Genomic DNA, 22,327 nt, shown 5'->3' with positions numbered 1-22,327 from the left:
CAAGCTTTTGTGAACGACCTAGAACTTTGTGGGAGCTGGCTTGCCAGCGATGAGGCCAGTGAGATCGCCGCAGACCCTGGTTCAGTGAACCAGTCCGGCATCCACCAACAATTTCTCCAATGCCAACAGATCCGGCACCTTCGCCACCTGCTCCCCCACCTGCACTGCCGCCTGCTCCAGCGCACACAGCGGCACATCGACATAACTCAACTGGCTGTCGAGCTTGTACGAGCGCGGAATCCCCTGCACCAGCAGCGCGACGAACTTCAACTCCGGCCGCCCGCCGAGGGCATTGAGGATGACGATCCGTGCCCGCTCGCCGATGACGATCTTGTTGCCGCACGCCGACTCGAAGCTCAGCAGCGGAATCTGCCGCTCGCGCCAGGTCACCCGCCCCAGATACCACGGCGGTGTGTCGAGATCGAAGGCGCTGGACTGGTAGTCGATCAGCTCGGCGACGGCGACGTTGGGCAGGATCAGGTTGCGATCCGCCAGCGGCAGCAGCAGCCCGGTGAGCTGGCTGGCGCGTTGATTGTGCTGGCGTTCATGCATGTTTTTTGCTCCACAGGGCGATGCTTTCGAGCAGCACCGATTCCTGGTACGGCTTGCCGAGGTAGTCGTTGACGCCGATGGCCATCGCGCGGTCGCGGTGTTTCTGGCCGGTGCGCGAGGTGATCATGATGATCGGCAGGTGTTGCAGGCGTTCGTCGTGGCGCACTTGCGTCGCCACTTCGAAGCCGTCCATGCGCGGCATTTCGATGTCGAGCAGCATCAGGTCTGGCATGTGTTCTTCCAGCAGCAGCATCGCATCGACCCCGTCCTTGGCGGTCAGCACGTTCATGCCGTGGCGTTCGAGCAAACGGCTGGTGACCTTGCGCACCGTGACCGAGTCGTCGACCACCATCACCAGCAACGGCTTCTGTGGTTCGCTCTCGATTTCGTGACTGGCCGGGCGCTGCGGCAACCGCGCCTGCATCGCGCGGATCGGCGCCAGCAGGTCGAGAATCAGCACCACCCGGCCATCGCCGAGAATCGTCGCCCCGGACACGCCCTGCACCGAGGCGAACTGCGGGCCGAGGCTCTTGACCACGATCTCGCGGGTGCCGGCCATCGTGTCGACCTGCACCGCGATGTGCCGGTCGTTGCACTGCACCAGCAAGACCGGCACCGGCAGGCTCTGGCCGGACAGTTTTGGCCGGGGCGCGGTTTTCAGCAGCTCGCCCAGATAACACAGTTCATAACGCTGGCCGCCGTATTGATAACTCGGCGGGTCGAGACGGAAATGCCCGTCCAGTTCATTCGGCAGTACGCGGACGATGCCGTCGATGGTGTTCAGCGGAATCGCGTACTGATCCTCACCGCACTGGACCATCAGCGCTCGGTTGACCGACACGGTGAACGGCAGGCGAATGCGGAAATGCACGCCCTGCCCCGGCACCGAGTCGATGCTCATGGTTCCGCCCAGTTGCCGGACTTCTTCGTGGACCACGTCCATGCCCACGCCGCGCCCGGAAATCTGGGTGATTTTCTCGGCCGTGGAAAAGCCTGGCTGGAGGATGAACTGCAACACCTCGCGGTCGCTGATGTCGGCGTCCGGCGCCAGCAGGCCACGCTTGATCGCCTTGCGCCGCACCGCGTCCAGCGGCACGCCGGCGCCATCGTCGCGGATGTCGAACACGATGTCGCCGCCCTCACGGGACAGGTCGAGGCTGATCTGCCCCTGCGCCGGTTTGCCCGCCGCCAGCCGGACTTCGGCGGACTCCAGACCATGGTCGACGGCATTGCGCAGCATGTGTTCCAGCGGTGCGGCCATGCGTTCGAGGACGTTGCGGTCCATCTCGCCTTCGGCGTTGCCGACGCTGAACGCCACGTCCTTGCCCAACTCTTCGGCGACCTGCCGGACGATGCGTTTCAAACGCGGCAACATGCGCTCGAACGGCACCATGCGCGTGCGCATCAGGCCTTCCTGCAATTCGGTGTTGATCCGTCCCTGCTGCTGCAACAGGTTCTCGGCGTCGTGGGTGCGCCGGTCGAGGGTTTCCTTCAGATCCAGCAAGTCGGAAGCGGATTCGAACAGCGCCCGTGACAACTGCTGCAACTGCGAATGGCGGTCCATTTCCAGCGGGTCGAAATCTTCGTAGCCGAGGCGTTCGGCATCCACTTGCTGACGACTGAGGATCCGCCCCTGGGTTTCGGTGTCGAGCCGGCGCAACTGGTCGCGCATGCGCTCGATGGTGGTTTCCATCTCGTGCAGGGCGGTCTGCGCATCGTTGACTTGCTGCTCGATGCGCCCACGGAAAATCGAGGTTTCGCCAGCGAGGTTGACCAGCTCGTCGAGCAGTTCGGCGGAGACCTTGACCATGTCCGCCCCGGTCTCGGGCGCCGGGGCCGCAGGCTCGGCCTTGACCGCAACCGGCGGCACGGGCGCCGGGGTTTGCACCACCAGCGGATGGCTGAAATTCTGGATCGCGCTGATCAGCCGATCCGCCGGCGGACACGTCTGACCGGCGCGCACCGCGTCGAGCATCTGCGCCAAGCGGTCATGGCCCCGCTGCAACAGCGCGAACAGTTCGGCGCTGCCCTGCAGGGTGCCGGCAGACAGGCTTTCGTAAAGGTATTCCAGTTCGTGGGCGAGGTCGCCGATCGGGCCAATTTCCACCATCCGCGCGCCGCCCTTGAGGGTGTGCAGGTCGCGCAGCAGGGTTTCCACTTCCTGGCGATTGCCGGGCTCGGCCTGCCAGCGCAGCAGCGCGGCGCCGGAGTTTTCGATGATGTCGAAGCCTTCTTCGAGGAAGATTTCCAGCAGCTCTGGATCGTGCCCCGGGCCGTCCTGCGCGACACTGGTTGGCGGCGTTTCGGGATTGGCGGTCGAGCCCTGACGGAAGCGGCGGATCGCCTCGATCAGGTCCTGCGCCGGATCCAGCGGCTGGTGCCGGTGCAACTGTTCGAGGAACTGCGCCAGACGCTCGTGGCTCTGACGCAGCAATCGATCCAGAGCTTCGCTGTGGCTGTAACGACGATCCACCAGCCCTTGGTACAGGCCTTCCAGCTCATGGGCCAGATCGCCGACGGCTGTCACCTCGGCCATCCGTGCGCCGCCCTTGAGCGTGTGCAAATCCCGTTGCAGCGACGACAGCGGTGCACCGTTTTCCGGATCCTTCAGCCAGCGCTGCAAGGCTTGGCCGGCGCTGTCGAGAATGTCCACCGCCTCTTCTAGAAAGATCTCGACGATCTCGTCGTCCGGCCCGCTGTCGGCGCTGTGTTGTTGCAGTTCGGCGGTGGCGCTGCCCAGTTCACGGATGCTCAGGGTGCGGCTGCCGTCGCTGCGGATCAGGCCCATGGACGACGGATCGAGGCTCTCGTCGAGCAGTTCGTGCAAGGCTCGGATGCGCTGCGGTTGCGGGGTGATTTCCTGGCCGGCGGCCAGTTCGTCGAGCATGTTGATCAGCGCTTCGTGGGCCTGCTGCGCTTCATGGAAAAACCGCTCGCTGACCGCCAGGCTGCTTTCTTCGACCGCGCCGTACAGATCGAGCAAGGCTTCACACAGCACATCCACCGGCAGCAGATCCGCCAGGTGCGCGCCCTCGCCCAGGGTGGTCAGCTCATCCAGCAGCGCGCTGAGTTCCTGACGTTCGCCGGGGTGCTGCTGCCAGCGCTGCAAGAGGCTTTCGGCATCGAGCAAGATGTCCATGCCCTGAGCCAGGAAGTTGTTGATCAGTTGCGGATCGCGTTTGACCCGCACAGCACTGCTCGGGGCATTGAGGATCGATTCCAGGCGCTCGCCGAGCAGGGTTTCGGTGCGTTTGATCAGCGATTGCGCGCCGACAATCGGCGCCAGCGGATCGTGTTGGAGCTGACGCAGACCGACGCGGAACAGGCCCTCGGCCTCCAGCAGCAGCTCCACTTCGTCGAGGTCCAGCGCCAGTTGATGGGCCTTGAATTCCCGGGCGAGCTTGTCGAGCGGCGCCGCCAGTTCGGCAATCGGCGACACCCCCGCCATCGATGCGCTGCCCTTGAGGGTGTGCAGCGCTCGCTGCAACTCATCGCTGGCCTGCAATGGCACATGCTCGGCGGCCTGATCGAGAAAACGGTTGAGGCTGACGAGGTGGGTTTCGGCTTCGTTGCGGAAAATCTCCAGCAACAGCGGATCGAGGGCCGCGACATCTTCCACGTCTTCGGCCGGCAGCGGCGTGGCGCCCTTGGCCAGCGCGTGGGCGCGGGCTGCCAGTTGATCGACATCGTGGCGCTGACGCTGGCCGTTGGTGGCGAATTCGGCAATCAGGTCCGGCAACAGCAACAGCGTGTCGGCCAGCAACTGGCGCACCGCCGGACCGGGTTCAACGCTGTCTTCCAACACGCGATTGAGCAGGTTTTCCACCGCCCAGGCCAGTTCGCCGAGTACCAACGCCCGTACCATCCGGCCACTGCCCTTGAGGGTGTGGAAGGCGCGGCGCAGTTCACTGAGGGCGGCGCGGTCATCAGGCTCGGCAGACCAGCGCGGCAGGTATTCGCTCAGTACTTCGAGCACTTCACCGGTCTCTTCGAGGAACACTTCGCGCAGCTCGTCGTCCACCGGTTCTTCATCGGCCGGTGGCGGCAGCAGGCTGCCCGGCGTGGTCTGCGCCGGCGGGTTGACCGCCGACACCGGACTGGCCAGCACTTCGGCCAACGACTGCACGATCTGCGGGTCGTCCAGCTCCTGCAAATCCTGCATCACCAGCGCTTCGCTGGGGCTGAGCACGTCGTCGAGCACCGGCACATGCGGCTCGCCGGGCTGTTCGTCAGGAAAGAAGCCGAGACTGGCGAGGCTTTTCTGCGCGATATCCAGCAAGTGTTCGCTGGGTGCCTGCGGGTCGTCGGTCAGGCGTTCGAGGTAGTACTCAAGGCTGGTGATGGCGTCGGCGAGGCTGTCGAGTTGCTGCCAGCCCGGCTCGTGAGGGTCGAGCAACAGATGCTCGCGGATAAATCCGTTGCAGGCTTCGAGCAGACTTGCCGCGCGCGCCAGCGGAATCATCGCCAGCGCGCCCCGAACTTGGGTCAGCAGTGCCGGCAGGCTTTGCAGTTGCTGGCGATCCCAGTCGGCGTCGATGTAGTCGACGATCATGTCCTTGGCCTGTTGCAGGCAGATGCGTGCTTCCTTGATCACGATCTGATGGATCTGCGTCAGGTCGGTGGTCGGCAGGCGCGAGTCTTCCGGGCTCTCCGGCTCGACGGTGCCGACCATCCCGGCCAGGGTCGCTTCGACGTAGAGCAAGGCGCCGGCGACGTCCATCAGCGTGGCGTCGTTCGGTTCGCGCTGGCCCTGCGCGAGGCTGAGCACCACCGCCAGTTGATCGATGATCACCTTGCGCGGCTGGCCGAAACCAAGCACCGCGAGGGTGTCGGCGATCTGCCGCAGCGGCGCCAGCAGGCTGTCCAGATCCGAAGCGTGCTGGCGGTCGCTGCGCACGAACAGGTCGAGGCGTTCCTTGACCCGCACCAGTTCTTCGCACAGCGCCGCGAGCACCGAGCGCATGGCATCGCGATCGGGGCCGGCCAGCCGCGCGCGTTCTTCGTCGACCATCGCGCTGTCGGGCAGCGCGTCGTCCAGGGAGTAGCGATCTTTCATGGTCAGCATCTGCCCGGTGGGATGTTCGGCTTTGGCGATATAAAACAGCAGGCTTTTCAGCAGTTCAGGCGGTGGCGGCTGGTTGAGGCCAGGCATGCCCTGTTCGAGCAGGCGCTTGAGTTCCTTGTCGGCGTCCTTGAACAGGCTGCGCAGGGCCGGGCTGTTGGCGATCCGGCCTTCGCGCATGCCTTCGACCAGCGCCGAAGCGACCTGCCACAACGGGCTCAGCGGCGAGTTATCGCTGAGTGCTTCAAGCCGGGTAAACACCTTGGCCAGATAAGCGAGGTGCGTCTGGTCGTCCTGTTCGCGGAGCAATCCGACCAGCGCCATTTGCAGCATCTGGCGCAATTTGCGCAGCACGTTCGGCAGCTCCGCCGGTTCCAGCAGCGCCAGGGTTTCCTCGCCCAAAGGCGCAAGCTCAGGCAACTGCGGGCTGAACAGGCTGGTTTCCGACAACAGGCTTTCGCCCCGGGCGCTGCGTAAATCGTTGATCAGCGGCAGCACCACCAGCGGCAGGTCACGGCGGGCGCCCTGCACGCGGTCCAGGTAAATCGGCAACTGACCCAGCGCCTGCAACAGCAAGTGCAGCGCTTCGTCGCGGTGGCTGACGCGGTCGTTCTGCAACGCTTCGACCAGGTGTTCCATTTCTTCGGCGAGCAATGCCGCGCCGTAGAACTCGACCATCTGCAGGCTGCCGTGCACCTGATGGATGCAGGCCAGGCATTCGTCCAGCCCGGGCACCGACTGCGGATCGTCGAGCACGGCTTCGATGGCCTGATGCGCCTGCCTCAGCGTCTCGGCGATTTCACCCTTGACCCATTCGAGGGCCACGTAATCGTGCCGGTCACCCATAACCACTCCGCTCGACATTGCCTCGCCCGCAGGCCTCACGCCTTGTCCGCGACGGGCGCAGGCGCCGCCGGCAAGGTGAACCCGGACACCGAGCGACGCAACTGGCTGGCCATTTTCGCCAGGTTGCCGATGCTCTCGGCGGTGGCCGTGGAGCCGGACGAAGTCTGCGAGGTGATCTGCTGGATCACGTTCATCGTCAGGGAAATCTGCCCGGCCGAAGACGTCTGCTGCTGCGCCGCGTTGGAAATGCTCTGGATCAGCGCCGCGAGTGTCTTGGACACGCCTTCGATTTCTTCCAGGGCCACACCGGCATCCTGCGCCAGCCGCGCGCCGCGCACCACTTCGGTGGTGGTCTGCTCCATGGAAATCACGGCTTCGTTGGTGTCGGTCTGGATCGCCCGCACCAGCGTTTCGATCTGTCGGGTCGCGGCGGACGAGCGCTCGGCCAGCCGTTGCACTTCGTCGGCAACCACGGCAAAACCGCGCCCGGCGTCACCGGCCATCGACGCCTGAATTGCCGCGTTGAGGGCGAGGATGTTGGTCTGGTCGGCGATGTCGTCGATCAGGCTGACGATGTCGCCGATTTCCTGGGACGACTCGCCCAGACGCTTGATGCGCTTGGCGGTGTCCTGGATCTGTTCGCGAATGTTGTCCATACCGTGGATGGTGTTGTGCACCACCTCGTTGCCCTTGTTGGCGATCTCCACCGAACGCTCGGCAACCGCCGAGGATTCAGCGGCGTTGGCCGACACCTGATCGATCGACTGGGCCATGTCGCTGATCGCGGTCGAGGCTTCGGAAATCTGCTGGGCCTGATGCTCCGAGGCCTGGGCCAGGTGCATGGCGGTGGCCTGGGTTTCCTGCACCGCAGCGGCCACCTGGCCGGCAGTGAGGTTGATGGTGGCGACCAGATCGCGCAGCTGGTCGACCGAATAGTTGATCGAGTCGGCGATGGTCCCGGTGAAGTCTTCGGTCACCGAGGCGGTCACGGTCAGGTCGCCGTCGGCGAGGTCTTCGATCTCGTCGAGCAGGCGCATGATCGCGTTCTGGTTGCGTTCGTTCTTCTCGGCGGTCTCGCGCAACTGACGGTTGGTTTCCCGGACCATGACCATGCCGATCAGGATGATCGAGGCCAGCGCCAGCAGGCCCAGCACGTAGCCGCCGATGGTGTCGGTATTGCGCCCGCCGGCGAGGTTTTCGAAACCGGTGGCCAAGTGCGAGGCTTCGTCGAGCAGGGTCTGCGACAGGCTGAAGATATTGGTGGCCGATTCACGGACCTTGAACAGCTCCGGCGAGGTTTCGAGGATTTCATCCACCGAACCCGAGACGAACTGGAACAGTTCGGAAATCTCGCTCAAGCGAGCACGGGCGTCGCGGTCTTCGACCTGACTGATCTTCAGCGCCGGGTTGCCCTGCAACATGCCGTTGAGCACCTGGCCGAAGCGCGCGGCATCGCGACCGAAGGCGTCGGCGGCCTGCTGGGAGTTTTCATCGCCCGAGAGCACGGTGTTCACCGCGCCGAGAATCCGTTCGGCCAGCAGCGACTGACGCTGGGCCATCGCCACCTGCGCCGCCGGCGCGCCGCGTTGCAGGAGTATTTCCACGACCTTTTCGTATTCGATCTGCAACTGCGGCACGGTTTCGGCCAGGGTCGCGGCGACCTGATGCAGGGACAGCACGGTCTGTTCGCTGGAGAGAATCGCGTCAGTGTTTTTCAGCAGGCGTTCCCAGTCCAGCTGCACGGCGCGCATTTCCGGGCGCACGACGGACGGCGCCGGCGGCAGGCCGGTGGCCGGGTCGCCCTTCTTGAGGTAACCCCAGCGCTGGGCGAAGTCGTTGCGCGCATCGCTCAACAGCTTGAACGCGGCGGCCTTGCCGGCGGCGGCTTCGGTGGCGTTCTTGGCGATCCGCTGCGACAGCACCCGCAGCTCGCCGGCGTGGCCGATGTACTGCTTGTCGTAGTTGGCCTGGGTGTTGAGGTAAGCGAAGTTGGCGAACAGCAGCATGATGAACACGATCAGTGCGATGAACAGCACGATGATCTGTGAGCGGCTGCGCGAGCCTTCTGCGGGCTTGCCTGTTTTTGCTTTGATCATCGGTCCTCGCCTGTTAAACCGCGACGTGCATGAAACTCGGTGACTGCGCCAGCGCAAACAGGCTGAACACCCGCCAGTTCTGCTCGCGCCGGAAATAGCCCTTGATGAACTCGCCCTTGGAGCCTTGCCGTTTACTGATCGAGACGGATTCGAAGCTGTCCTGCTCGAAGTGCTGCAGGCCGAAGACTTCATCGACCAGCAACCCGGCAAACACGTCCTGATGCTCTACCACCAGTACCCGCCGCTGTTTGCGCATCGGTGACAGCTCATGGCCGAAGAAGCCGCACAGGTCCATGACCGGCAGCAGCCGTCCGCGCAGGTTGGCCACGCCCTTGACCCACGGCTTGACGCCCGGCAACTGGGTGACACGCAGTTCGGGCAGCACTTCGCTGACTTCGCCCATCGGCGTGACGTACCAGTGCTCGCCCAGACGAAAGCCGATGCCGCTCCAGCGATCCTGGCGCGCCGGTTGCGACGGCAGGTCCGCCGCCAGCAGGCGACAGCGCTGGTCGATCTGCCACAACAGCTCGAACGCGGTCAGCGACTCGCTCATGGCGGCGCGATCAACCGGCCAGCACGTTGTTCAGGGTCTTGATCAGCGTGTCTTCGTCGACCGGTTTGGTCAGGTAGTCCTTGGCGCCCTGGCGGGTGCCCCAGACCTTGTCGGTCTCCTGATCCTTGGTAGTAATGATGATCACCGGGATGTGGCTGGTTTCCGCATCCTTGGTCAACTGACGGGTGGCCTGGAAGCCGTTGAGGCCGGGCATGACGATGTCCATCAGTACCGCATCGGGTTTTTCCTGACGGGCCAGGGCCACGCCGTCGGCGCCGTTTTCGGCTTTCAGCACTTCGTGCCCGTGCTTTTCCAGCATGCCGGTGAGTTTGTACATTTCGGTCGGCGAATCATCGACGATCAGGATACGTGCCATGGTCTTCCCCATTTTTCTTGTCGACACCGGGCCCGCTGGCCGAGCGTCTCTGTGCGTGTCTTACTGCGGCAAAGCGGCAGCGAAGCCCGGAACATGGGCCGAAATCGCGTCGAGCAGTTCTTCCTTGCTGAAAGGCTTGGTCAAAAATTGATCGGAACCGACAATCCGCCCCTTGGCCTTGTCGAACAGCCCGTCCCGGGACGACAGCATGATCACCGGCGTGCGCTTGAACGCATTGTTGTTCTTGATTAAAGCGCAGGTCTGATAACCATCCAGACGCGGCATCATGATGTCGACAAAGATGATCCCGGGATGGTGGTCGGCGATCTTCGCCAGGGCGTCAAAACCGTCGATCGCGGTGATGACTTCGCACCCTGCATTTTTCAACAGGGTCTCGGCGGTGCGACGAATCGTTTTCGAGTCGTCGATCACCATGACCTTCAAGGCGCTGGACTGCTGTTCCATAAGGGGGCTCTACCGTCGCCTTTGCGAATCAATTTGTCCGTTTTGCGATGCGTAATGGCTGGAAACCCTTGATGTTCAAGGGCCAGCACGACATGGCAGCCTTTTTAGCACAGTCTCCTGATCCAATCTATCGACGGGTTTTTCCTTGACCGAAAACCCGCCCGGCGCCACTCTGGCGGCACTTTTTTCATACCGATCCGGTAGCCAATTTTCGAGGAAAACCCAATGAGCGTTCGCGTCGGGATTGTCATGGACCCTATCGCCAGCATTTCCTATAAAAAGGATAGCTCGCTGGCCATGCTGCTGGCGGCGCAGAAGCGCGGCTGGGAACTGTTCTATATGGAACAGAAAGACCTTTATCAGGGCGAAGGCCAGGCACGGGCGCGGATGAAGCCGCTGAAAGTCTTCGCCAACCCGGAAAAATGGTTCGAACTGGGCGCCGAACAGGATTTGCTGCTCAGCGACCTGAACGTGATCCTGATGCGCAAGGATCCGCCGTTCGACATGGAGTTCGTCTACTCCACCTACCTGCTCGAACAGGCCGAAGCCGCCGGGGTGCTGGTGGTCAACAAGCCGCAGAGCCTGCGCGACTGCAACGAAAAACTGTTCGCCACCCTGTTCCCGCAGTGCACGCCGCCGACCGTGGTCAGCCGCCGCGCCGACGTGCTGCGTGAATTCGCCGCCAAACATGGCGACGTGATCCTCAAGCCGCTGGACGGCATGGGCGGCACCTCGATCTTCCGTCACCGCGCCGGCGACCCGAACCTGTCGGTTATCCTGGAAACCCTGACCGCAATCGGCGCCCAGCAGATCATGGGCCAGGCCTACCTGCCGGCGATCAAGGACGGTGACAAGCGCATCCTGATGATCGACGGCGAGCCGGTGGATTACTGCCTGGCGCGGATTCCGGCCCAGGGCGAAACCCGTGGCAACCTCGCGGCTGGCGGTCGTGGCGAAGCCCGTCCGCTGACCGACAAGGATCGCTGGATCGCCGCTCAGGTCGGCCCGACCTTGCGCGCGAAGGGCCTGCTGTTCGTCGGCCTGGACGTGATCGGCGAGCACCTGACCGAAATCAACGTCACCAGCCCGACCTGCATCCGCGAAATCGACAATGCCTTCGGCACCGACATCGGCGGGATGCTGATGGATGCGATCGAAGGCAAGCTGCAAGCGTCGAGCCGCAAGCCGCAAGCTTAAAGCCAGTGGTGTGCAGCTTGTCGCTTGAGACTTCAAGCTTGCAGCTAAAAACCAACATTGCGTTATCATGCCGAGCCCGTAAAAACGCGATGTTGGTTTTTCTCGAATGACACTTCCGTCCGATCTGCCCGCTGAACTCGCCCATAAAGGCGTGCGCCCGGTCGATCGCCTCGGATTTACCCTGTTTCTCGCGGCGCTGATCCATTTGGCGCTGCTGCTCGGCGTGGGTTTCACCATGGTCGAGCCCAAGCAGATCAGCAAAACCCTGGAAATCACCCTCGCTACCTTCAAGAGCGAAAAGAAGCCGGCGAAGGCCGATTTCCTCGCCCAGGAAAACCAGGAAGGCAGCGGCACCCTCGACAAGAAGGCGATCCCCAAGACCACCGAGGTCGCGCCGTTTCAGGCAAACGAAGTCAAGAAAGTCACCCCGCCACCGGCCGCCAAGCCGGAGGTGCAGGAAGCCGCGCCCAAGGCGGCCGTGACCACCGTCGCGCCGAAACCGAAAAAGGCGCCGACCAAGAAAGAAGAAGCCAGGACCGAGACCAAACCGACGGTCGACGCCCCGACCTTCGACAGTTCGCAGCTCTCCAGCGACATCGCCAGCCTTGAAGCCGAACTGGCCAACGAACAACAGCTGTACGCCAAGCGCCCGCGTATCCACCGCCTCAGCGCCGCCTCGACCATGCGCGACAAGGGCGCCTGGTACAAGGACGAGTGGCGCAAGAAGGTCGAGCGCATCGGCAACCTCAATTACCCCGACGAAGCCCGGCGCAAGCAGATCTACGGCAATCTGCGCCTGATGGTGTCGATCAACCGCGACGGCTCGCTGTATGAAGTGCTGGTGCTGGAGTCTTCCGGCCAGCCACTGCTGGATCAGGCGGCGCAGCGGATCGTGCGTCTGGCGGCACCGTTTGCACCGTTTACCGGGGACCTGTCGGACATCGACCGACTGGAAATCATCCGCACCTGGAAATTCGCCCGGGGCGACCGGTTGTCCAGTAACTGAGTCGATCTTTTGCCCGCTCCAGCTTGTCAGTTCGCCCCCCGAACGCCACACTAGCGCACATGAAAAACGTCAGCCCCAGCTACCTCAAGCATCACTTCCTGATCGCCATGCCACACATGGCCGACCCGAACTTTGCCCACACCTTGACCTACATCGTCGAGCACACGGCCAATGGCGCCATGGGGCTGGTGGTCAACCGACCGCAAGAGCTGAATCTGGCCGACATCCTCGAACAACTGCGCCCGGACATCGATCCGCCGGCGCTGTGCCAGCATGTGCCGATCTTCATCGGCGGCCCGGTGCAGACCGATCGCGGTTTTGTCCTGCACCCGGCGGGCAAGACGTTCCAGGCTACCGTTGAGCTGGAGGGCGATCTGGCCCTGTCCACCTCGCAGGATGTGCTGTTCGCCATCGCCGACGGCGTGGGCCCGGCCAAAAGCGTCATCACCCTCGGTTATGCCGGTTGGGAAGCCGGTCAGCTGGAGGCCGAACTGGCCGACAACGCCTGGCTGACCTGCCCGTACGACGCCGACATCCTGTTCAACACCAGCAGCGAACTGCGCCTGGAAGCGGCGGCCAAGCACCTGGGGATCAACCTCAGCCTGCTGACCAGCCAGGCAGGACACGCCTGATGGCCCTGCGCCTGATCCTCGGCTTCGACTACGGCACCAAACAGATCGGCGTGGCAGTCGGCCAGGTGATTACCGGCCAGGCCCGCGAACTGTGCACCTTGAAGGCGCAAAACGGTGTGCCGGACTGGAATCAGGTCGAAGCCCTGATAAAGGAATGGAAGCCCGACGCCGTGGTGGTCGGCCTGCCGCTGAACATGGACGGTACGCCCAGCGAGATGTGCGCCCGCGCCGAGAAATTCGCCCGCCGCCTCAACGGCCGCTTCAACCTGCCTTTCTATACCCACGACGAACGCCTGACGACCTTCGAAGCCAAGGGCGAGCGACTGGTGCGCGGTGGGCAGAAAGGCAGCTACCGCGACAACCCGGTGGACGCCATCGCCGCCGCCCTGCTGCTGCAAGGCTGGCTCGACGAAAACACCGCACTATTTGAATCCTGACAAGCGCTACGGCGCTTTTCTTTTGGTTACAACCCGAGCTCCGGTTCGCGAGAACCGGCTCGACCCCAAGAAGGAGCAACCATGAGCCTGCCCAATCCCGCCGATCTGATCAGCCAGATGGCGACCCGCCTCAAGGCGCACCTTGCCCAGCGTGATATCAGCGAACCGCGTTACATCGGCATCCGCACCGGCGGCGTCTGGGTCGCCCAGGCCCTGCTCGCAGAGCTGGGCAGCGACGCGCCATTGGGCACGCTGGATGTTTCCTTCTACCGCGACGACTTCAGCCAGAACGGCCTGCACCCGCAAGTGCGCCCGTCCGCCCTGCCCTTCGAAATCGAAGGCCAGCATCTGGTGCTGATCGACGACGTACTGATGAGCGGCCGGACCATCCGCGCCGCCATGAACGAACTGTTCGACTACGGCCGCCCGGCCAGCGTGACGCTGGTCTGCCTGCTGGACCTGGACGCCGGCGAATTGCCGATCCGCCCGAACGTGGTCGGCGCGACCCTGTCGCTGGCCGCCCACGAGCGGGTCAAGCTGTCCGGGCCGGAGCTGGCCCTCGAACTGCAAGACCTTGCCCTTTAATCCGCCCTATTGAGAGTCCCCCTCGCGATGACGCCTCTAGATACCAAGCGCCCGCTGCAGCTCAATGATCAGGGCCAGCTGCGCCACTTCCTCTCGCTCGATGGCCTGCGCCGCGAGTTGCTGACGGAAATCCTCGACACCGCCGACTCGTTCCTCGAAGTCGGCGCCCGGGCCGTGAAGAAGGTCCCGTTGCTGCGCGGCAAGACCGTGTGCAACGTGTTCTTCGAAAACTCGACCCGCACCCGCACCACCTTCGAACTGGCGGCCCAGCGACTGTCGGCGGACGTGATCACCCTGAACGTGTCGACTTCGTCGGCCAGCAAGGGCGAAACCCTGCTCGACACCCTGCGCAACCTGGAAGCCATGGCCGCCGACATGTTCGTCGTGCGCCACGGTGACTCGGGCGCCGCGCACTTCATCGCCGAGCATGTCTGCCCGCAAGTGGCGATCATCAACGGCGGCGACGGCCGGCACGCGCACCCGACCCAAGGCATGCTCGACATGCTGACCATCCGCCGTCACAAGGGCGGTTTCGAGAACCTCTCGGTGGCCATCGTCGGCGACATCCTGCACTCGCGGGTGGCGCGCTCGAACATGCTCGCCCTGAAGACCCTCGGTTGCCCGGACATCCGCGTGATCGCACCGAAAACCCTGCTGCCGATCGGCATCGAGCAGTACGGCGTGAAGGTCTACACCGACATGACCGAAGGCCTGAAAGACGTCGACGTGGTGATCATGCTGCGCCTGCAGCGTGAGCGCATGACTGGCGGTCTGCTGCCGAGCGAAGGCGAGTTCTACCGCCTGTTCGGCCTGACCACCGCGCGCCTGGCCGGCGCCAAGCCCGATTGCATCGTCATGCACCCGGGGCCGATCAACCGCGGCGTGGAGATCGAGTCGGCGGTGGCCGACGGCCCGCACTCGGTGATCCTCAATCAAGTCACTTACGGCATCGCGATCCGTATGGCCGTGCTGTCGATGGCCATGAGCGGACAAACAGCGCAGCGTCAATTCGAGCAGGAGAACGCCCAGTGAAGCTCAGCATTCTCGGCGCCCGCGTCATTGATCCAAGCAGCGGCCTGGATCAAATCACTGATATTCACGTTGAAGCCTGCAAGATCGTCGCCCTCGGCGCTGCACCGGCCGGCTTCACCGCCGTCGAAACCATCGACGCCCAAGGTCTTGTCGCCGCTCCAGGCCTCGTAGACCTGAACGTCGCCCTGCGCGAGCCGGGCTACAGCCGCAAAGGCACCATCGCCAGCGAAACCCGCGCGGCTGCAGCCGGCGGCGTGACCAGCCTGTGCTGCCCGCCGAAAACCAGACCGGTACTCGACACCTCGGCCGTGGCCGAACTGATCCTCGACCGCGCCCGCGAGGCCGGCAACACCAAGGTGTTCCCGATCGGCGCGCTGAGCAAAGGTCTGGATGGTGAACAACTGGCCGAGCTGGTCGCCCTGCGCGACGCCGGTTGCGTAGCGTTCGGCAACGGCCTCGAAAGCTTCCGCAACACCCGCACCCTGTGCCGGGCGCTGGATTACGCGGCAACGTTCGACCTGACGGTGATTTTCAATTCGCAGGATCACGACCTGGCTGACGGCGGCCTGGCCCACGAAGGCGCCACCGCCAGTTTCCTCGGTTTGCCGGGTATCCCGGAAACCGCTGAAACCGTGGCGCTGGCCCGGGATCTGCTGCTGGTCGAGCAGACCGGCGTGCGCGCGCACTTCAGCCAGCTGACCAGTGCTCGCGGCGTGGCCCTGATCGCTCAGGCCCAGGCCCGTGGTTTGAAAGTCACGGCGGATGTCGCCCTGTATCAATTGATCCTGACGGACGAAGCGCTGATCGACTTCAGCAGCCTGTATCACGTGCAACCGCCGCTGCGCACCCGCGTCGACCGCGACGGTCTGCGTGAGGCGGTGAAGTCCGGCGTTGTCTCGGCGATTTCCAGCCATCACCAGCCTCACGAGCGCGATGCCAAACTGGCACCGTTCGGCGCGACCGAGCCGGGCATCAGCAGCGTCGAACTGCTGCTGCCGCTGGCGATGACGCTGGTGGATGACGGTCTGCTGGACCTACCGACCCTGCTGGCCCGCCTGAGCGCCGGCCCGGCCGAGGCCCTGCGCCTGCCGGCGGGCAAACTGGCAGTGGGCGGCGCGGCGGATATCGTGCTGTTCGATCCGAAGGCCTCGACCGTTGCCGGCGAAACCTGGCTGTCGAAGGGCGAGAACTGCCCGTTCCTAGGCCATAGCCTGCCGGGTGTGGTGCGTTACACGCTGGTGGATGGCCGGATCAGCCACCAGGCGTAACAAAAATGGCGAGGGAGCCAGCTCCCTCGCCATCACTTACTGAAAGGCACCCCGCCCTTCGGCGTTACGCACCGACACCTGATCGTTCAGCGTCCAGAAGTCATACAGCACCCCCAGAAAGAACAACCCGCCGGTCAGCAGGTACAGCAAACCTGTGATCCACTTGCCCTGATACATCCGGTGCACGCCGAACGCGCCGAGGAAGGTCAGCAGAATCCACGCCACGTTATATTCAATAGGGCCCGCCACGAAACGCAGGTCGGCTTGTCGATCCATCGCCGGGATCAGGAACACGTCGATCAGCCAGCCGATCCCCAGCAACCCGAAGGTGAAAAACCAGATCGTGCCGGTCACCGGTTTGCCGTAATAGAAGCGGTGTGAGCCTGTGAAACCGAAAATCCACAACAGGTAACCGATCACCTTGCTATGGGTGTCTTTTTCCTTCACACGGGGCAGCTGATAGCCGTTCATTAAGACCTCGATACACGCGATAGATAAATATTCTTTAATTCTTTGTGACTTTTTTACAGGTAGCCGACGTATGGCAAATGCTACCGTGTCTCCCGTCAAAGCCTTATAGCACCGGACTTCTGTCCGACAATTGCGTCTTTTTGCCGCTTATTTGGTTCCGTTGGCACCCGATTGAATCGACCAACGGCCTCGGAAGTGACAGAAAAGCTGTTATAAAGTTGCGCGCTAACACACCAAGAGCCCTGCCTAATGCGTCCATTTTTCAAGACATGGCTAACCATTTGCCTATTAATGCCACTGGCCGCCCACGCCACCAATCGTGAGCAACGTCTTCCAAACGTTAACGGTTTCACCCCTAAATCCCATGCCTCTGCTCCATCGAACAAAGGCAAACAGGTCAAACACACCACGCTGAGCAGCAACGGCCGCAGCAAGCTGGTGCCACCGATGGCGACCAAGGAAAGCAGCAACGTCCTGAGTCGCGCGGTAAACGTCCTCGGTACACCCTACCGTTGGGGCGGCAGCAGCCCGAGTAAAGGCTTCGACTGCAGCGGTCTGGTGAAATACGCATTCAACGACGCCACGTTCGACCTGCCACGCACCTCGAACGCCATGGCCAGCGGTCACGGCGAGAAAGTCGAACGCAAGGACCTGAAGCCGGGCGACCTGATTTTCTTCAACATCAAGAGCCGTCGCGTCAATCACGTTGCCATCTATTTGGGCAACGATCGTTTCATCCATGCGCCACGGCGCGGCAAGTCGGTGAGCATCGACACACTGAACAAGCCGTATTGGGAAAAGCATTACGTGGTGGCCAAACGCGTATTGCCGAAAGAATCGGGGCAGATGCGCGTCGTTCAGCGCTGATTGTTCAGGTACAAAAAAACGCAGCCCACGGGCTGCGTTTTTTTTGCCTAAAAGTTATCCGGCGTGCGCGCCTTCTCCCGCGCATGTTCACGGCTGATCAAGCCCTTGGTCACCAGATCCTTCAGGCACATGTCGAGTGTCTGCATCCCCAGCGACCCGCCGGTCTGTATCGCCGAGTACATCTGCGCCACCTTGTCCTCGCGGATCAGGTTGCGGATCGCCGACGTCCCCAGCATGATTTCGTGCGCCGCCACCCGGCCGCCGCCGATCTTCTTGATCAGCGTCTGCGACACCACCGCCAGCAATGACTCCGAAAGCATCGAGCGCACCATGGACTTTTCGTCCCCGGGGAACACGTCCACCACCCGGTCGATGGTCTTGGCTGCCGACGTGGTGTGCAAGGTGCCGAACACCAGGTGCCCGGTTTCGGCGGCGGTGAGTGCCAGGCGGATGGTTTCCAGATCGCGCATCTCGCCTACCAGAATCACATCCGGGTCTTCGCGCAGCGCTGAACGCAATGCGGTGGCGAAACTGCGGGTATCGCGATGGACTTCGCGCTGATTGATCAGGCATTTGCGCGATTCGTGGACGAATTCGATCGGATCTTCGATGGTCAGGATGTGGTGATGGCGATGGGTGTTGAGGTAATCGATCATTGCCGCCAGGGTTGTGGACTTGCCGGAACCGGTCGGCCCGGTCACCAGCACCAGCCCGCGTGGCGCATCGGTGATCTTGCGAAAGACGTCGCCCATGGCCAGGTCTTCCATGGTCAGCACTTTTGACGGGATGGTCCGGAACACCGCCCCGGCGCCCCGGTTCTGGTTGAAGGCATTGACCCGAAAGCGCGCCACGCCGGGGACTTCGAAGGAAAAGTCGGTTTCCAGATGTTTCTCGAAGTCCACCCGCTGGGTGTCGTTCATGATGTCGTAGATCAGCTCGTGCACTTGCTTGTGATCCAGCGCCGGCAGATTGATCCGCCGCACGTCGCCATCCACGCGGATCATCGGCGGCAGACCGGCCGACAGGTGCAGGTCGGAAGCGCCCTGTTTGGCGCTGAAGGCCAGCAGTTCAGTGATATCCATAGCGTCCCTCAATTCCAGTAGAATGCCGCGAACCTTCAGACCGCTGGCGCCTCTTGATGTCCACGATAGCAGACAACATTCTCCAGGTTAGTTCGCGTATTCATGCCGCCACCGCTGCCGCCGGACGCGATGAAAACAGCGTCCAGCTGCTGGCCGTGAGCAAGACCAAACCGGCCGAAGCCCTGCGCGAAGCGTACGCCGCCGGCCTGCGCGACTTTGGCGAGAACTACCTGCAAGAGGCCTTGGGCAAACAGCTCGAACTGGCCGACCTGCCCTTGATCTGGCACTTCATCGGCCCCATTCAGTCGAACAAGACCCGCTCGATCGCCGAGCATTTCGCCTGGGTGCACTCCGTGGATCGTCTGAAAATCGCCCAACGCCTGTCCGAACAACGCCCGGCGGATCTGCCGCCACTGAACATCTGCATTCAGGTCAACGTCAGCGGTGAGGCCAGCAAGTCCGGCTGCACGCCGCAAGACCTGCCGGCGCTGGCCCAGGCCATCAGCGCCCTGCCACGCCTGAAGCTGCGCGGGTTGATGGCGATTCCCGAACCGACTGAAGACCGCGCCGAGCAGGATGCTGCATTCGCCGCCGTTCAGAAGTTGCAGGCCAGCCTCGATCTGCCGCTCGACACACTTTCCATGGGCATGAGCCACGACCTCGAGTCGGCCATTGCCCAGGGCGCGACCTGGGTCCGTATCGGTACGGCCCTGTTCGGCGCCCGCGACTACTCCCAATCTTGAACATTTCCAGATAAGGACCTGACATGAGCAACACGCGTATTGCCTTTATCGGTGCCGGCAACATGGCCGCCAGCCTGATCGGCGGCCTGCGGGCCAAGGGTCTGGAAGCTGCACGGATTCGCGCCAGCGATCCGGGCGAAGAAACCCGCAACCGGGTCAGCGCCGAACACGGCATCGAAACCTTCGCCGACAACGCCCAGGCCATCGACGGCGCCGACGTTGTCGTGCTGGCAGTCAAGCCACAGGCCATGAAAGCCGTGTGCGAAGCGATTCGCCCGAGCCTGAAACCGAATCAACTGGTGGTCTCCATCGCCGCCGGCATCACCTGCGCCAGCATGACCGCATGGCTTGGCGAGCAACCGATCGTGCGCTGCATGCCGAACACCCCGGCGCTGCTGCGTCAGGGCGTTAGCGGTTTGTACGCTACCGGCGAAGTGAGTGCCGAACAACGCCAGCAGGCTGAAGAACTGCTGTCCGCCGTGGGCATTGCCCTGTGGCTGAACGAAGAGCAGCAACTGGACGCCGTCACCGCCGTCTCCGGCTCCGGCCCGGCATACTTCTTCCTGCTGATCGAAGCCATGACCGCCGCCGGCGTCAAACTCGGCCTGCCGAAGGAAACCGCCGAGCAGCTGACCTTGCAGACCGCGCTGGGAGCCGCGCACATGGCCGTGTCCAGCGACGTCGACGCCGCCGAACTGCGCCGCCGCGTGACCTCGCCAGCGGGCACCACGGAAGCTGCGATCAAATCGTTCCAGGCCGGAGGCTTCGAAGCCCTGGTGGAAAAAGCACTCGGCGCCGCCGCGCACCGCTCGGCCGAAATGGCCGAACAACTGGGCAAATAAGGAGCCTTACATGATTGGATTGAACACCGCAGCGGTCTACGTGCTGCAAACCCTTGGCAGCCTGTACCTGCTGATCGTGCTGCTGCGCTTCGTCCTGCAACTGGTGCGGGCGAACTTCTACAACCCGCTGTGCCAGTTTGTGGTCAAGGCCACGCAGCCGCTGCTCAAGCCACTGCGCCGGATCATCCCGAGCCTGTTCGGCCTCGACATGTCGTCGCTGGTATTGGCGATTCTCGTGCAACTGGCGCTGATGGCGCTGACCCTGCTGCTGACCTATGGCACTACCGGTAACCCGCTGCAACTGCTGATCTGGTCGCTGATCGGCGTGACGGCGCTGTTCCTGAAGATTTTCTTCTGGGCCATGATCATCAGCATCATCCTGTCCTGGGTCGCACCGGGCAGCCACAATCCGGGCGCCGAACTGGTGAACCAGATCTGCGAACCGGCCCTGGCGCCGTTCCGCCGCATCCTGCCGAACCTCGGTGGTCTGGACCTGTCGCCGATCTTCGCCTTCCTCGTGCTGAAGCTGATCGACATGCTGGTGATCAACAACCTCGCGGCGATGACGATGATGCCGGAAATCCTGCGCCTGCTGATGTGAGCTGGTTTCGCTGGGACGGTGACGACCTGATTCTGGAATGTCACCTGCAACCGGCCGCCCGCAGCGATGATTTCTGCGGGCTGCACGGTGATCGCCTGAAGATCCGCCTGACCGCGCCGCCGGTCGAGGGCAAGGCCAATGCCTATCTGATGGGGTTTCTGGCCAAGGCTTTTGGGGTTTCCAAAAGCCAGGTCAGTTTGCTCAGCGGCGAGTTGAACCGGCAGAAGCGGGTGAAGATCTGCTCGCCGAAGAAGTTGCCGGATCTGCCCGGACTAGTCAGCTGATCGTTCCCACGCTCTGCGTGGGAATGCATGCCGGGACGCTCCGCGTCCCCCGCCGAAGCGGACGCGGAGCGTCCAATGAGGCGTTCCCACGCGGAGCGTGGGAACGAGCGCAAATCAGGCCTGATCGTTGCTTGCCGCTAACCCCACCGGTCTTTAGACTTACGCCTCATTTCAACGAGAGCAGGGTCGATGCCAGCTGCCTTTCCCCCCGATTCTGTTGGTCTGGTGACGCCGCAAACGGCGCACTTCAGCGAACCGCTGGCCTTGGCCTGCGGCCGTTCGCTGGCCGATTATGACCTGATCTACGAAACCTACGGCACGCTGAACGCGCAAGCGAGCAACGCCGTGCTGATCTGCCACGCCTTGTCCGGCCACCACCACGCTGCGGGTTATCACAGCGTCGACGACCGCAAGCCCGGTTGGTGGGACAGCTGCATCGGCCCCGGCAAACCGATCGACACCAACAAGTTCTTCGTGGTCAGCCTGAACAACCTCGGCGGTTGCAACGGCTCCACCGGCCCGAGCAGCCTCAACCCGGAAACCGGCAAGCCGTTCGGCGCCGACTTCCCAGTGCTGACCGTGGAAGACTGGGTGCACAGCCAGGCACGTCTGGCCGACCTGCTCGGCATCAGCCAGTGGGCCGCAGTGATCGGCGGCAGCCTCGGCGGCATGCAGGCGCTGCAATGGACCATCACGTATCCGGATCGCGTGCGCCACTGCCTGGCCATCGCCTCGGCCCCGAAGCTGTCGGCGCAGAACATCGCCTTCAACGAAGTGGCGCGCCAGGCGATCCTCACCGACCCGGAATTCCACGGCGGCTCGTTCCAGGAACAGGGCGTGATCCCCAAACGCGGCCTGATGCTGGCGCGGATGGTCGGGCACATCACCTACCTGTCCGACGACTCCATGGGCGAGAAATTCGGCCGCGGCCTGAAGAGCGAAAAGCTCAACTATGACTTCCACAGCGTCGAGTTCCAGGTCGAAAGCTACCTGCGTTATCAGGGCGAAGAGTTCTCCGGGCGCTTCGATGCCAACACTTATCTGTTGATGACCAAGGCGCTGGACTACTTCGATCCGGCAGCGAACTTCAACGATAACCTGGCGAAAACCTTCGAAGGTGCAAAAGCCAGGTTCTGCGTGATGTCGTTTACCACCGACTGGCGTTTCTCCCCGGCCCGCTCGCGGGAACTGGTGGATGCGCTTATGGCTGCGCGCAAGGACGTCAGCTACCTGGAAATCGACGCGCCGCAGGGCCACGACGCCTTCCTGATTCCGATCCCGCGTTATTTGCAGGCGTTCGGCAATTACATGAACCGCATTACGTTGTGAG

21 protein-coding genes are annotated in these 22,327 nt (G+C 63.1%); 13 read left to right on the top strand and 8 right to left on the bottom strand.

From position 1 onward, the window contains the following. Positions 1–81: 81 nt before the first annotated feature. Genes GQX66_RS13870 through pilG form a run of 6 tightly spaced genes read right to left on the bottom strand, consistent with a single transcriptional unit; the run spans position 82 to position 9,950 of the window. Positions 82–552, bottom strand: a complete 471-nt coding sequence (locus tag GQX66_RS13870) for a chemotaxis protein CheW (protein WP_240869721.1) — start codon at positions 550–552, stop codon at positions 82–84. Beyond that, complete coding sequence (locus GQX66_RS13865) at positions 545–6,460, bottom strand: Hpt domain-containing protein (RefSeq protein WP_240869718.1); 5,916 nt, start codon at positions 6,458–6,460, stop codon at positions 545–547. The genes GQX66_RS13870 and GQX66_RS13865 overlap by 8 nt, the downstream gene beginning before the upstream one ends. A gap of 35 nt (positions 6,461–6,495) precedes the next feature. Further along, entirely contained in the window at positions 6,496–8,556 is a 2,061-nt protein-coding gene (locus GQX66_RS13860) for a methyl-accepting chemotaxis protein (protein ID WP_102685771.1), read from the bottom strand. A 13-nt stretch (positions 8,557–8,569) separates the two neighbouring features. After that, the gene (locus GQX66_RS13855; protein WP_007953327.1) at positions 8,570–9,109 is read right to left on the bottom strand and encodes a chemotaxis protein CheW; all 540 of its coding nucleotides are present in this window, start codon (positions 9,107–9,109) and stop codon (positions 8,570–8,572) included. 10 nt (positions 9,110–9,119) lie between these two features. After that, positions 9,120–9,485, bottom strand: coding sequence for a twitching motility response regulator PilH (gene pilH / locus GQX66_RS13850; RefSeq protein WP_007953328.1), 366 nt, complete (start codon positions 9,483–9,485; stop codon positions 9,120–9,122). 60 nt (positions 9,486–9,545) lie between these two features. Beyond that, entirely contained in the window at positions 9,546–9,950 is a 405-nt protein-coding gene (gene pilG / locus GQX66_RS13845) for a twitching motility response regulator PilG (protein WP_240869716.1), read from the bottom strand. A 225-nt stretch (positions 9,951–10,175) separates the two neighbouring features. Between pilG and gshB the strand changes: the two genes are divergently transcribed. From gshB to GQX66_RS13810, 7 genes are all read left to right on the top strand, one after another. Continuing rightward, entirely contained in the window at positions 10,176–11,147 is a 972-nt protein-coding gene (gene gshB / locus GQX66_RS13840) for a glutathione synthase (protein WP_240869714.1), read from the top strand. A gap of 106 nt (positions 11,148–11,253) precedes the next feature. Next, positions 11,254–12,153 (top strand): energy transducer TonB, encoded by a 900-nt coding sequence (locus GQX66_RS13835; RefSeq protein ID WP_039767939.1) that lies wholly within the window; start codon positions 11,254–11,256, stop codon positions 12,151–12,153. A 59-nt stretch (positions 12,154–12,212) separates the two neighbouring features. After that, on the top strand, positions 12,213–12,785 hold the full coding sequence (locus GQX66_RS13830) for a YqgE/AlgH family protein (protein WP_039767938.1): 573 nt from the start codon (positions 12,213–12,215) through the stop codon (positions 12,783–12,785). Beyond that, complete coding sequence (gene ruvX, locus GQX66_RS13825) at positions 12,785–13,222, top strand: Holliday junction resolvase RuvX (RefSeq protein WP_007953334.1); 438 nt, start codon at positions 12,785–12,787, stop codon at positions 13,220–13,222. The genes GQX66_RS13830 and ruvX overlap by 1 nt, the downstream gene beginning before the upstream one ends. A gap of 81 nt (positions 13,223–13,303) precedes the next feature. Beyond that, positions 13,304–13,807, top strand: a complete 504-nt coding sequence (pyrR, locus tag GQX66_RS13820) for a bifunctional pyr operon transcriptional regulator/uracil phosphoribosyltransferase PyrR (protein ID WP_007953335.1) — start codon at positions 13,304–13,306, stop codon at positions 13,805–13,807. A gap of 27 nt (positions 13,808–13,834) precedes the next feature. Next, entirely contained in the window at positions 13,835–14,839 is a 1,005-nt protein-coding gene (locus GQX66_RS13815) for an aspartate carbamoyltransferase catalytic subunit (RefSeq protein ID WP_007913665.1), read from the top strand. Further along, positions 14,836–16,107 (top strand): dihydroorotase, encoded by a 1,272-nt coding sequence (locus tag GQX66_RS13810; RefSeq protein ID WP_240869713.1) that lies wholly within the window; start codon positions 14,836–14,838, stop codon positions 16,105–16,107. The genes GQX66_RS13815 and GQX66_RS13810 overlap by 4 nt, the downstream gene beginning before the upstream one ends. A 36-nt stretch (positions 16,108–16,143) precedes the next feature. Here GQX66_RS13810 and GQX66_RS13805 read toward each other — a convergent pair whose 3' ends face one another. Further along, on the bottom strand, positions 16,144–16,578 hold the full coding sequence (locus GQX66_RS13805; protein WP_102685775.1) for a TM2 domain-containing protein: 435 nt from the start codon (positions 16,576–16,578) through the stop codon (positions 16,144–16,146). A 249-nt stretch (positions 16,579–16,827) separates the two neighbouring features. Here GQX66_RS13805 and GQX66_RS13800 point away from each other — a divergent pair, with 249 nt between their 5' ends. Then, positions 16,828–17,445 (top strand): C40 family peptidase, encoded by a 618-nt coding sequence (locus GQX66_RS13800; protein WP_240869709.1) that lies wholly within the window; start codon positions 16,828–16,830, stop codon positions 17,443–17,445. Positions 17,446–17,492: 47 nt separating this feature from the next. Here GQX66_RS13800 and GQX66_RS13795 read toward each other — a convergent pair whose 3' ends face one another. Further along, the gene (locus GQX66_RS13795; protein WP_039767934.1) at positions 17,493–18,527 is read right to left on the bottom strand and encodes a type IV pilus twitching motility protein PilT; all 1,035 of its coding nucleotides are present in this window, start codon (positions 18,525–18,527) and stop codon (positions 17,493–17,495) included. A gap of 56 nt (positions 18,528–18,583) precedes the next feature. On the opposite strand from GQX66_RS13795, the gene GQX66_RS13790 reads away from it, so the two are divergent. From GQX66_RS13790 to GQX66_RS13770, 5 genes are all read left to right on the top strand, one after another. Further along, positions 18,584–19,270: a YggS family pyridoxal phosphate-dependent enzyme gene (locus GQX66_RS13790; protein ID WP_102685777.1), complete on the top strand. Its 687-nt coding sequence runs from the start codon at positions 18,584–18,586 to the stop codon at positions 19,268–19,270. 23 nt (positions 19,271–19,293) lie between these two features. Then, positions 19,294–20,112, top strand: coding sequence for a pyrroline-5-carboxylate reductase (gene proC, locus GQX66_RS13785; RefSeq protein ID WP_134022576.1), 819 nt, complete (start codon positions 19,294–19,296; stop codon positions 20,110–20,112). 10 nt (positions 20,113–20,122) lie between these two features. After that, complete coding sequence (locus GQX66_RS13780) at positions 20,123–20,713, top strand: YggT family protein (protein WP_011336374.1); 591 nt, start codon at positions 20,123–20,125, stop codon at positions 20,711–20,713. Beyond that, entirely contained in the window at positions 20,710–20,997 is a 288-nt protein-coding gene (locus GQX66_RS13775; protein WP_039767931.1) for a DUF167 domain-containing protein, read from the top strand. The genes GQX66_RS13780 and GQX66_RS13775 overlap by 4 nt, the downstream gene beginning before the upstream one ends. A gap of 189 nt (positions 20,998–21,186) precedes the next feature. Continuing rightward, on the top strand, positions 21,187–22,326 hold the full coding sequence (locus GQX66_RS13770; protein ID WP_127800410.1) for a homoserine O-acetyltransferase: 1,140 nt from the start codon (positions 21,187–21,189) through the stop codon (positions 22,324–22,326). The last annotated feature ends 1 nt before the right edge of the window (position 22,327 follow it).

Origin of the sequence: Pseudomonas sp. B707, assembly GCF_022496685.1 — a bacterium.
GTDB classification, from domain to species: domain Bacteria; phylum Pseudomonadota; class Gammaproteobacteria; order Pseudomonadales; family Pseudomonadaceae; genus Aquipseudomonas; species Aquipseudomonas paraglycinae.
The sequence above is the reverse complement of the archived record's forward strand: the minus strand, read 5'-3'. Positions and strand labels throughout refer to the sequence as shown.